General features: G+C 46.0%; 2 protein-coding genes. Both read left to right on the forward strand.

Features of this window, described 5'->3' with window-relative positions; genetic code table 11:
- The first annotated feature begins 263 nt into the window (after positions 1–263).
- Positions 264–4,331: an Ig-like domain-containing protein gene (locus K339_RS0119095; protein ID WP_028525035.1), complete on the forward strand. Its 4,068-nt coding sequence runs from the start codon at positions 264–266 to the stop codon at positions 4,329–4,331.
- 739 nt (positions 4,332–5,070) lie between these two features.
- A complete protein-coding gene (locus K339_RS0119105) occupies positions 5,071–13,503 on the forward strand; it encodes an Ig-like domain-containing protein (protein ID WP_157607658.1) in 8,433 nt (2,810 codons plus the stop codon).
- The last annotated feature ends 154 nt before the right edge of the window (positions 13,504–13,657 follow it).

The raw sequence follows: 13,657 nt of genomic DNA on the forward strand, positions 1-13,657 counted from the left end.
TGTAGTTAAGAATACTAAGAGAAGGGGTGGTGCTAGGGCATCACCCCTTCTCTTTTTTTATTTGGTGCGATTTTTGTGGAAATAAATGTCTTTTTGTATTGGTATATACGTTTTTTAAATTTTATAAAAATGCGCGACTTTATGGTATAAATACGTTGATTTTCAGCAAAATACATACTTGTTGGACTAGGTTGGTATGCTATTTGATAATGAGTTGATATGCTATTTAGTAAACTTTACCGTGCTTTAAATTGAAAAAAATTATGAGCCAATTCGCCTTCTTACTCCAAACCAAAAATCTGCCTGACAAAAAAACAAAGCTGATGCTTTTTTGCCTCAGGATGATAGGAATGTTATTCATGGTGGGAGTTCTCTCCACTACTACAACTTATGCTCAGTGTACCCTTACTGCTGAAGTAACCAACATTACCTGTAACAACATGACAACGACAACAACAGCTGACGATAAGTTTAGCTTTACGTTGACAGTCAATTCTACCTCCTCAACAGCTGAAACGGGAGGGTATGTGTCGGTCTCTATCAATGGGACAAACGTAGGTGGCCAAAATATTGGGGAAGCCAAGGAGTTTGAAAGTCAATACAACATTTCTGGAGGTGTCCTAAACGTAACCATTACAGCAGGTAGTGGTAATTGTTCTACTACCACGACCATTACGCCACCCCAGGCTTGTTCGCCAGGAGCAGGTTGTACTTGGGATCCACTCAACCTAAATCCACCTTATGTAACCGTAACCGTACAGCGAGATTGTAAAGGAACGTCTGATGAAAGTGACGATGAAGTTTCGGGAACATTTTCGGTAACAGGGATACCAGCGGGATATGCCGCCGAATTAGACAGAAAATTAGATGCAAATGGGAATGGGAAGGAACATATTGAGGGGGGAATTACCAATGGTCAAGTGGTTAATTGGGGACCGTATAACGTTAATACGGTGAAATATCCAGGTCAAAATGGTTTTGTCCTTTGGTTTATGCTAGAAGGTATTTCTGATTGCTTAGGTGATTATTTTGTAATGATTCCTAATTGCCCCGCTTGTGCTGCACCAACGCCAACAGGAACAGATGCTAGCATTTGCAGTGGAGAAACGGCGATTTTGATGGCTTCGGGTTGTACAAGCGGATATACAGCTACTTGGTTTAGTAATTCAACTTTGACCAGTCAACTTGGAACAGGAGACAGCTATGAAACGCCTACCTTGACAACAACTACCAATTATTATGTATCCTGCGTGAAAGACGGCGATGCTACCTGCAAAAGCACAGGAGTATTGGTAGCTGCGACTGTAAAGCCTTTGCCAACGTTGACGGCAGGGACTCCAACTTGTGCTCAGAATGGATTGACGTATAGCGTAACGGTAACCAGCAACGGAACAATAAGTGCTGATGCAGGTACTGTGAGTGGTACTACGGTAAGCAATATACCAGCAGGTACAGATGTGACGATTACGGCTACGTTGAATGGCTGTACAAGAGATGTAACAGTAACATCGCCGACGTGTCAGATACCTTGCACTGCCCCCACACCTACGGGCACAGGCGCGTCAGTTTGTCCAGATAATACAGCGACTTTGACCGCCAGTGGTTGTACAACGGGCTACACCGCTACTTGGTTTAGTGATACTGGCTTGAATAATCAAGAAGGAACAGGCAATAGTTTCACAACACCAGTCTTAACTGCTACCAAAAACTATTATTTGTCTTGTGTAAAAAATGGGGACGCAACTTGTAAAAGTAGTGGCGTAACAGTAACCGCAACGGTTAAAACAAAACCTGCACTTTCGATAACTAACACTACATGTAGTGGTACAACGGTAATTGCAACTTTTACAGCAACGGCGGGCGCAACGGTAACCGCAAGCGTAGGAACGGTATCAGGAAATCAAGTAACAGGTATCCCAAGTGGACAGACGTTTAGCCTTACTGCATCCCTGAATGGGTGCGATTCGACAGTGTCAGATTCTAAAACTTGTGCCCCCAATTGCGATTTGAATGCAACTTTAGGAGTTATCAAATGTATCGCAGGGCAAAATACGCCTGAGGTAACAGACGATTTGTTTACATTTGATTTAACTGTAACTGGTACAGGAGGAGCAAGCAATTTGTGGGAAGCTGTGTATAATGGAACAGTAATTCAAACGGGAGCTTATGGTCAGACCAAAACTGTGACTGTAAGTTATTTGACATGGAATGGCGCTGCCAACATGGCTATTATCATACGAGATAAAGACAATACAAGCTGTACTGACAATGTATCTGTCCAAGTACCAAGTTGTTCGCCTGCCCCTTGTACTGGCTTTAAGTTTACCAATATCGTAGCAAGTTGTGAAGGCGGACTTCATAAAATTTGTTTGGATGTATCAGGAACAGGCGGCCGCAAATGGGCCATCAGTTTGAAACACAGCAATGATTTTAACGTACCAGGAATCCCCTTTGCAGATGGTACTGGTGATCAAACAGGCGTTTGTGGAACAATCAGCAATACTGACTTTGCGATTTTGCAAGCGTTTGATGCAGATGACTTTATAGTATGGGGAATGCTTGAGTTAGCAGACGGTACTCCAATTTTTGGTACTGGTTGTGAAATAGATTCGGTTGTTCGTTATTCTCCGTGTGTTACTTGTCAAGCTCCAACGCCAGTGGGCACAGGAGCATCGGTATGCTCAGGAACAAGTGCGACTTTGACGGCCAGTGGCTGTAGCACAGGTTATACAACGACCTGGTTTAGTGATGCAGGTTTAGGAACACAAGTAGGAACAGGTACAAGTTATACGATACCTGTATTGACATCGAATACGAATTATTACGTAGCCTGTGTAAAAGATGGCGATGCAACGTGCAAGAGCAGCGGAGTAACAGTAACAGCTACTGTTAAGCCCAAGCCAACGATTAGTGTAACATCCACTACATGTAATCAAGCAGGTACGTTTTACGATGTAGCATTTAGCGCCACGTCAGGAGCTACCGTTACGGCAGATAAAGGAACCGTGACAGGCAGTACAGTTGTGGGAGTTCCATCGGGTCAAGTGGTGAAATTAGTAGTTACCCTAAACGGTTGCAAAGATTCGACGACGGCGACTAAAAATTGTTCTGTGCCTTGTGTTGAGTCAACATTTAGCTTAGTAGGGACGCCATCTTGTTCCGCCGATTATTCAACTTATTCGTTGACGATTCAGGTCAATAATAAAATTGGCATTGTTAAAACTAACAAAGGAATACTTTCGGGTAATAATCCATATACGATAACAGGTATTCCAGCAGGTTCGCCAGTAATAATTACTGACAGCTTGAGTGCAGTTTGTAAGGCTGATACCATGATTGTGGCTCCTAACTGTAACTGTAACCCAGCAATGCCACAATTGCTAACGCCAAGTTTGACGGCTTGTATCGGTGATACCTTCCCGACGTTGAAGGCGACGGTGGTAGGTCTTGCGACGGTAGAATGGTTTAGTCAACAAACTGGCGGAACAGTACTAGCAACAGGCTTGAGTTTCAAACCAAGTGGCACGGTATCTGCGAATACTATTTTCTATGCGCAAGCACGTAGCACCGACCCAACTTGCCCAGCGGCAGTGAGCACAAGCCGCGTTCCCGCGACGATTAATGCGCAAGATTGCACGAAAGAAGTGGATTTAGCTTTGTCCAAGTCGATTAGTAAGAAAATTGCTCAGATTGGGGATGTGTTAACCTATACCTTAAAAGTGTGGAACGAATCAGCGACGAATGCAACGGGTGTCTCGGTGACGGATAGCATCGCGACGACGGTACAGTTTGTGAGCGGCAGTTTTAGTCCAAGTCGAGGTAGTGCGACGATTAGTGGCAATGTGATAAAATGGACTATTGGCAACATCGCGGCGGCAGGCGTACCTGCGAATGGCGACACGGTGACGTTGACGTATCAGATTAAAGTAACGCAAGAAGGAGTTCACTTCAATACGGCTGAGATTTGTACGACCAACGAGAAAGATGTGGATTCGACGCCATGTAACCACGATGATACGGAAGATGACATCGACCGTGCGTGTTTTACGGTTCCCGTGAAATTATGTCCAGGAGAAGTAGTGGAGGTGAGTATTCCCGCGAGATACACCAATGTACAATGGTTCAAGAGCGGTAGCACAACGCCAGTGGCGAGTGGCAATTCGGTGTTGTTGACAGATGTTGGAAGCTACACTTTCACGGCTACCAACAAGACGTGTCCAGCAGAGGGCTGTTGCCCCGTCATCATCGTGCCAGGTGAAAACTGCTGCCCAGTTGATTTGTGTATTCCGTTCACGATCAAGCAGACCAAGAAGGCAGGTAAGAAGCTGTAAGTTAGCGTAAAATAATCTGAGAGAAAGGTCTCATATCTATGGGTGTCGAAGCAATTCGGCACCCATTTTTTGTGCTTATTTTTCTATTTATATGTCTTTTAGTGTTATTTTTTTGAATAGAGTTTTCTTGGTAATGTGTTAGTAATGAGGATTTTGATGTTTTTTGTGCTGCTATTTTTTGAATACAACAAGCATGTTTTACTCATTTTGTAAAAAAAATAAACCATTTATGTTGTTATTTTAATAAATACAAATGGATATATACATATCCGAAGAAGAATAATTGTAATATTTTCTGATTGGTAATCTTCTGTTTCGTTATGGTTAATATACTGTAATATTGTTTACCATAAAGAGTGATTTTTGGTATATATTTAAGAGGAGTTTAAAAGTCCTGAAAAAGTGTTTATACACAAGTTTTGGCTTCAAAAACGGCTTAAAGGCCATTTTTGAAGACTATTTGCTAATCGAAGAAGATAGGTTGCTGGAACGTGGCACGGATGTTGAGTAGAGGGATTGGTATGCAGTATTCTACTTTTATATATGGTTTTATAGCCTTATTTTTTTGAGTTTGTACATATTTGGGCTATTTTTTAAGTATTGGTATGATAATTGTATTTTTTTGGAACGTCTTTGGGCTTATTTTAATAATTGTGTTTTAGTATGTCATATTAAATCATTGGTTAAGCCTTTAGCTGTACTGTTACTTGAGAAATTATATAAACCAAAACTTACCTCAATGAAAAAAAATGTATCGCTTTGGAACATAAGTCGATGGTACTTTTTGATGACATTCTTGATGATAACCTTTGCAGGGAAGTCTCAAACCTGTGTGGGTAATAAATTTACGAATGGAAGCCTAGAAAGTGGAACATTTGCGGCCAGTACAAAAAACGGAGTAACGACGCAAATGACGACATTTGGCGGAAGCCAATCTGTTTATTTGCCATTTACTGCAAGTGGTGTGTGGGATCATCCTGTAGATGGTTTTGCCGCCAATGTAGGTTACTGGGTAGATGGAACTACCAACGGCGGTACTGGGGCAAAAGACCAAAATCGGTTTTTTGCCATTCCGTCAAATTTTGGGGCTAATAGATGTTTGTGGCCGACTGCAGGGTATGGAGTGGTAATGACCAAGGACCAATGCTATCGTGTATGTTTCTGGGCTGCACAATTTGATCCTGCCCAACCCAATGCCAACGTAACTTCTACGTTCAATTTTGAAATGTATGATGGTTGGGGCTCAACAACTCCTGCGGCTACAGTTGCCAACTTTTCAGTTACACCGACTTCTACCACAAGCGATTACGTCAAGTTTACTTTGCCTGCCTCTACCAATGTTAAGGACATTACGGGGGCTGCCTACACTGGGGCATCTGGACAAGTTGTAGATTGGAAGACTTTAAATTGGCAGTACATCTGTTTAGACGTAACGCCATTAGTGGAAAGTAGTCGTTTTGAAATTTACATATCAACGGATGGTGGGCAGGACAATGGATTTGCAGTGGACGGGCTGTGTGCTGTTGCTTGTGGTACGAATTCTTGCGTTACCCCTTCTGGTATTCAACTGGCAAAAACGGCTCCAACGTGTACAGGCTCAACGGCGAATAACAACGGTAAAATCACCCTTATTTCGGCTACTAATACCGACAAATGTGGCATTAGTGCCGCAGGTGCTGCCACTTATAATGGCCCTGCGTATGCCTCGGCGACGGCCTATGCGGCCAATAAAGATGTCAAAACCTTGATACCCAATACAGGAGGTACGTATATATTAAGGTTGTACAACGGCTCTGACAATTGTTATAAAGATACGACGATTACGGTGGCAGCAGTGACGTGTACAGCGGTGGATTGTAATTGTAGTAATAACTTAATTACGACCCCAAGTTTTGAGGGGTCAGATTTGTCGGCGTGGACGCAAGCTACGAATGACCCAGGAGGAACGATTTTATTCTCAAACGATAATCCTTATGCTGTTTGTGGCAGCTGGTATGGGTATATCCGCAGTGCCAATGCAGATGCTTATTATGCGTCTGTTTATCAAAATGTTAATACAACAGCAGGGACTTCATTTACCTTGAATGTATATGGAGGAACGCACGATCCAGGTCAGGATAGTCAAATCCGCCTCCAGTTTTTTAACGCCTCCAACACCTTATTGTCAGGTGGTCAGACGGTACAAGTAGATACAGATGTGGATGTGGCACCGTTCACTTTAGGCAAATATACGTTAACGGGAACCGCACCCGCAGGTACTGCGTATGTGCGGGTGACATTTTACACCCAAGGAACGTACAATGGCGATAACATGGCGTTTAAGTTTGACCAAGTGTGTTTGCAAGCAACGGCAACGGCTTGTTCGCAACCTATCGCAGTGGTAAGCCCTCAAAAACAAACGATTTGCGTTGGCGGTACGGCGACGGCCTACACAGCAACGCCAAGCACAGGTGTGGACTATAAATGGTATGGCCCATTGACGAGCACCTCGGGTAGTTTGGGGACGGCTATCAGCGGCGCAACGAGTGCGACCTTTACACCAAGTGGTGCAGCTTTTACTACTTCTGGTACAAAATATTATGCGGTAGTGGTGAATACTACGGGTGATGCGACTTGTGCGGATACGGCCTTTGTTCAGTTGGATGTAAGAAGCCTAGCAATTACTGCCAATGCCTCAAGCTGCACACCTGCTACCAATAAGTTTAGCGTAAGTGGGCAAGTTACCTTTACGGCTCCACCTTCAACGGGGCTTTTACGCGTACGAATTCCAGGCAAAGGCTACCAAGATTTTTTACCACCATTTACTAGCCCCATTTCCTACACCATTCCAGACCTGAACTCAGACGGGATGGCCGATACAGTAGAAGTGATGTTTAGTGATGGGGTATGTAAGCAAACGGCTATTTATACTGCGCCAGCTATGTGTTTGCCGAATGCTTGTACAGGTACAGAAGTGGCAGGGAAGTCAGAATACAAATTTACGGTGCCGCTCAAACGCACCAATTGGAGTGATACACTTGCTCTTCCCAAATTTGACACAATGGGAGGAACGCGCACCCTAAAAAATGTGCTTTTGACGGTCAACCAATCAATCGTAAACTGGGGGGTGGCCGAAAGTACAGATAATGCTTCCTCTGAAGTAAATATCGAAACGACGGGAACGACGACGTTCAAATTAGACGGGGTAAATTTTGAGACAAATTCTTTTACGGCCACCAATTACCCCAAAAATGTGACCAGTGCAGTGTTGGTGCCTGCTGTGGGTACATGGCCAGGCGATAATACTTTTGTCTCGCCACCATCGACCTTGTTAGCGATGTCGGCAGCCGTAAATAATGATTTGAATAACTTGGTGGATCCTACTTTATCATCAACTTGGGTGACGAACCAAACAGGGGATTTGACCGATGACGATGATATGACCTATTTTCCGCCAGTTTATTCGGACAATACCAAATGTTGGCTTTACAGTAGCTCAACCGATTTGGCGAAATTTACGGGAACGGGTAATGCCGAGTTTATTGCTCGTGCAACAGGGGCATCTTTAGTGAGTGGCTCAGGAAACCTAAATTCAATTATTAAGACGTCAGCGAGTGCCGAAATAACGGTCACTTATATTTATTGCTCAACAGCCTGTGTAAAACCTGTAGCCTCAGCAACACCACAAAAACAAACGATTTGCGTTGGCGGCACTGCCTCAGCTTTCACTGCAACGCCAAGCACGGGCGTGGAATACAAATGGTATGGTCCACTGACGAGTACCTCGGGCAGTTTGGGTACGGCCATCAGCGGTGCAACCAATGCGACGTTTACGCCAAGTGGTGCAGCATTAAGTACTTCTGGTACAAAATATTATGCAGTAGTGGTGAATACCACGGGCGATGTGACGTGTGCGGATACGGCCTTTGTTCAGTTGGATGTGAGCAAAATCACGGTTCCTGCGGTGACGACACTTTGTCATGCCAACGGTACGCCTGAAAACGGAGCGGATGACTACATGACGTTCAGCATTCATGTGTCCACCGAACCGATGAGTACGAATAAATTCACGGTAACGGCCACGCAAGGCGGAAATCCATTGGCCATAACGTTGTCAAACGGCAGCGCAGCGACGGCAATTAATTGCGGATTAAATACCCCATTACGCACGCCAGCAGGAAGCGCAGGCAAAGGCAACGTGACCTTGACGATTACTGACAATGTAACGGGCTGTTCGACGACTTTGGTCGTGACAGACCCAGGAACGTGCGCCGTAACTTGTGTTCAAGGTACGCCAAGCACGGTGGTTTATCAATACGCCACGCAAATGGATGTAACCGAATTAAATTCATTGCCAATTGTGATACCAAAGTTTGATGAACAAGGTGGTACGCGTGTTTTGCAATCAGTGAAATTGGAATATACAGTAGGGGGCAAAACGGCATTTGTGTTTGAGAACAGGGCCGCGCAATCACAGTCGTTTAATGCCAAAGCAAGCTCAGAGGCGACGATTAATTTGAATGGGACTGACATCGCGACGAACATGATTGAGATGCTGATACCTCAAACGACATTGCCAGGGGGTATTTTGGTGCCTGCCACGGGTAGTTGGGCAGGCGATAGTATTCCATCACCAACGCCCACACCAACGACTTTGGGTCGAATGGAGTCATGGGTAAGTGATTATTTGACAGTATTCAAAGATCCTCGCACTGATGCACGTTGGGTAACGAACACAACGGGAGATGCAACTGACGACGATGACATGTACCTCAACCCAATGATAGCAGATTCGGTGAGTGGGACATTTACCTACAACACTGCGTTGGCGCTGGCACCGTTTATTGGGACGGGTAATGTACCGTTGAATGTCAGTACGTTGTCTGGTTTGACGTTGACAGGTGGCGGTGGCAATTTACGCTACCTACAGCGGACGCGTGCTTATGCGAGTGCGAAAGTGACTTATACTTTTGAGTGTATCTTGTGTACCAAGCCAGTGGCATTAGCTACGCCAAAAGCACAAACGATATGTGCTGGCAGTGCAGCCACGGCCTTTACCGCAGCGCCAAGTACAGGCGTAGAATATAAATGGTACGGGCCATTGGCAGACACAACAAGTAGCTTAGGCACAGCAGTGAGTGGTGCCACGAGCGCGACTTTCACGCCGAGCGGTGCAGCGTTGACGACGGCTGGAACGAAATATTACGCAGTGGTAGTAAATACAACGGGTGATTTGACTTGTGCAGACACGGCTTATGTCCGTTTGGTAGTGAATGCCAAGCCAGTGATTGCTGATGGTTCTGACACCATCTGTGCAGGTGAAACAGTTGATTTAACATCGAAAATCACGAATTACGCCACGTATCAAAGTCCAGTATGGACGGTAGGTACAGCGAGTGGCACAGCAGTGGCGACACCAACTTCGGTGAAACCAACTGGAACAACGACCTACGTATTGGTAGCTCAAAACGCCGCAGGTTGTAAAGACACAGCGAATGTAGTAGTAACGGTAAACGCCAAACCAAGTGCGGGCAAAGACACGACCTTGGTTTGTGTAAATGCTGCGACGAATACATTGGCAACAAGTATAACACTATCGCCAAGCCCAGCGGGAGGAAGCTGGTCACAACTGGGAACGACTCCAGCGACGGCGACAATTTCTGGAAACAACGTGACAGGAATGGGTGTAGCAGGCACGTACCAGTTTATTTATACGACGACCGCAGGTTGCAAAGACACGATTGCAGTGACAGTTGCCCCATGCGCGGGCTGTGTAAAACCAAATGCAGGTGCTGATGCGGCCTCAGTATGCCAACCGATAAGTACTGCGAAGTTGACGGCAGTGACGACGGGCGGCACGTGGACACCGATAGGCAGCCCCGCAAACCCCTCGGCGGCAAGCATTGATGCCAGTGGCAATATCAGTGGTTTGAATGCAGCAGGAACGTATAAGTTTGTGTACTCGGTAACGGGTGGTGGTCAAACGTGTACAGATACAGCACAAGTAGTAGTGAATGCCAAGCCAGTAATTGCCGATGGTTCTGCGACGATTTGCGCAGGTGAGTCAGTGGATTTAACGACGAAGATTACAAACTATAATACTTATTTGAGTCCAGCGTGGATGGTAGGCACAGCGGGCGGTACGGCAGTAACAACGCCAAGTTCAGTGAAACCAACAGGCACAACGACTTACGTATTGGTAGCTCAAAACGCAGCAGGCTGTAAAGACACATCGAACGTGGTAGTAACAGTGAATGCCAAACCAAGTGCGGGCAAAGACACGACCTTGGTTTGTGTAAATGCTGCGACGAATACCTTGGCGACGAGTATAACCCTGTCGCCAAGCCCAGCGGGTGGTACGTGGTCACAAATTGGGACAACGCCAGCTACTGCAACGATTACGGGTAATAACGTAACGGGTATGACCGTGACAGGTACTTACCAATTCATCTACACTTCGGCTGCAGGTTGCAAAGACACGATCTCGGTGACGGTAGCCCCATGCGCAGGTTGTGTGAAACCGAATGCAGGTGCTGATGCGGCGGCGGTGTGTCAACCGACGAGTATTGCGAAGTTGACGGCAGTGACGACGGGCGGCACGTGGACACCGATAAGCAGTCCCGCCAACCCAAGTGCAGCGACGATTGATGCCAGTGGCAATATCAGTGGTTTGAATGCAGCAGGAACGTATAAGTTTGTTTATTCGGTAACGGGTGGTGGTCAAACGTGTACAGATACAGCACAAGTAGTAGTGAATGCCAAGCCTAATATCGCCGATGGCAGCGCGACGATTTGCGCAGGTGAGTCGGTAGATTTAACGACGAAGATTACAAACTATAATACTTATTTGAGTCCAGTGTGGACGGTAGGCACAGCGGGCGGAACGGCAGTAGCAACGCCAACTTCGGTGAAACCAACTGGAACGACGACCTACGTATTGGTTGCTCAGAATGCAGCTGGCTGTAAAGACACGGCGAACGTGGTAGTAACGGTAAATGCCAAACCAAGCGCAGGCAAAGACACGACTTTAGCTTGTGTGAATGCCGCGACTAATACATTGGCGACAAGTATAACACTATCGCCAAGTCCAGCGGGAGGAAGCTGGTCACAACTGGGAACGACTCCAGCGACGGCGACAATTTCTGGAAACAACGTGACAGGAATGAGTGTAGCAGGCACGTACCAGTTTATTTATACGACGACCGCAGGTTGCAAAGACACGATCTCGGTGACGGTAGCTCCATGCGCGGGTTGTGTGAAACCTAATGCAGGGCCAGATGCGGCGGCGGTGTGTCAACCAACAGCCACGGCGAAACTGACAGCCGTGACGACGGGCGGCACGTGGGCTCCGATTGGTAGTCCTGCAAACCCTTCGGCAGCAACAATTGACGCTAATGGCAACATCACAGGTTTGAACGCAGCAGGCACGTATAAGTTTGTATATTCGGTAACGGGTGGTGGTCAAACGTGTACAGATACAGCACAAGTAGTAGTGAATGCCAAGCCAGTAATTGCTGATGGTTCTGCGACGATCTGCGCAGGTGAGTCAGTGGATTTGACTACAAAGATTACAAACTACAACACATATTTGAGTCCAGTATGGACAGTAGGTACAGCAAGCGGCACGGCAGTAACAGTGCCAAGTTCGGTGAAACCAACGGGAACGACGACGTATGTATTGGTAGCTCAAAACGCCGCAGGCTGTAAAGACACGGCCAATGTAGTAGTAACGGTAAATGCCAAACCAAGTGCAGGAAAAGACACGACGTTAGTTTGTTCAAATGGCAGTGTGCCAGCAAGTGTACAATTGTCAGCGACGCCGACGGGAGGAACGTGGTCAGCATTGACGGGTAACCCAACGGGCGCGACGGTGAGTAGTTCTGGTTTGGTAAGTATCACCAACGCTACAGCCCAAGGCAAGTCTTTTGACTTTGTTTATTCAGTAAATGGTTGCCAGGATACGGTCAAGGTGATTGTACCAGTTTGTCAACAACCTTGTATCAAATCAACAATTAGTTCAGCTGCCCCAGTCTGTTCAAACGACGCCCAAACCTACAGCTTCACCTTCACGGTGGCCAACAAATTGGGTATTGTGAAAGTGAACAAAGGCACTTTGAGTGGAAGTAACCCATATACAGTATCGGGCATTCCATCGGGTCAGAATGTGATTATTACTGATAGCTTGAGCGCGATTTGTAAGTCAGACACGATTATCGCGGGTGTCAATTGTAACTGTAACCCAGCGATGCCACAGTTGCTGACACCAAGTTTGACGGCTTGTATCGGGGATACTTTCCCAACGTTGAAGGCGACGGTAGTGGGGCTAGCGACGGTCGAATGGTTTAGTCAACAAACTGGTGGAACAGTACTAGCAACAGGCTTGAGTTTCAAACCAAGTGGCACGGTATCTGCGAATACTATTTTCTATGCGCAAGCACGTAGCACTGACCCTACTTGTCCAACGGCGGTAAGTACGAGTCGAGTACCAGCGACAATCAATGCCCAAACGTGTATTGACACGATTGACTTGGCGTTGAAGAAATCGATTGACAAGAAAATTGCGCGAGTGGGAGACGTGTTAACGTACACGATTAAGGTGTGGAACGAATGGACGAAGAACGCGACAGGTGTGGAAGTGGTAGATTCAATTGCGACGACGGTTCAGTTTGTAAGCGGAAGCTTTAGTCCAAGTCGAGGTAGTGCAACAATTAGTGGGAACGTGATTACGTGGAACATAGGCAATATTTCGGCGGCAGGCGCACCTGCGAATGGTGACACGGTGACGTTGAGCTACCAAGTGAAAGCAACGCAAGCGGGTGTACATCTGAATACGGCGGAAATCAGCAAGACCAACGAGAAAGACCGAGACAGCACGCCAGGCAACGGCAAAGGTGGTGAAGACGACATTGATCAGCAATGCTTCACAGTGCCTTACGGTTTGTGTACAGGTCAGAAGTTGGAAGTGAGTGTACCCGCAGGTTTGACGAATGTCCAATGGTTCAAGAACGGTGGTTCGACGGCAGTAGCGACGGGTAACGTAGTATTATTGAGTGAAGTGGGTACTTACACTTTCACAGCAACAAACAAGACCTGTCCTGCCAACGGCTGTTGTCCAGTGATTATCGAAGCGGGCACTAATTGTTGTCCAGTGGATATTTGCATACCATACATTGTACGAAAAGTCAAAAAATGAGTTAGATTTTAAATTTTTAATCAAAAAAGCCGTTTCGACTGAAACGGCTTTTTTATTGGCTATAATTCAAAAATTGCACTATTTTAATATGTTATTGTAAAATAAAATTTGGTTTTAATCTCGTTTTTAAGCCCATTTAACCCTGTTTTAACCC

Source organism: Runella limosa DSM 17973, assembly GCF_000482465.1.
GTDB lineage: Bacteria > Bacteroidota > Bacteroidia > Cytophagales > Spirosomataceae > Runella > Runella limosa.

Coding starts and splice junctions, on each gene's coding strand:
- K339_RS0119095 (WP_028525035.1), top strand. CDS start 264: ATGAGCCAATTCGCCTTCTTACTCCAAACCAAAAATCTGCCTGACAAA.
- K339_RS0119105 (WP_157607658.1), top strand. CDS start 5,071: ATGAAAAAAAATGTATCGCTTTGGAACATAAGTCGATGGTACTTTTTG.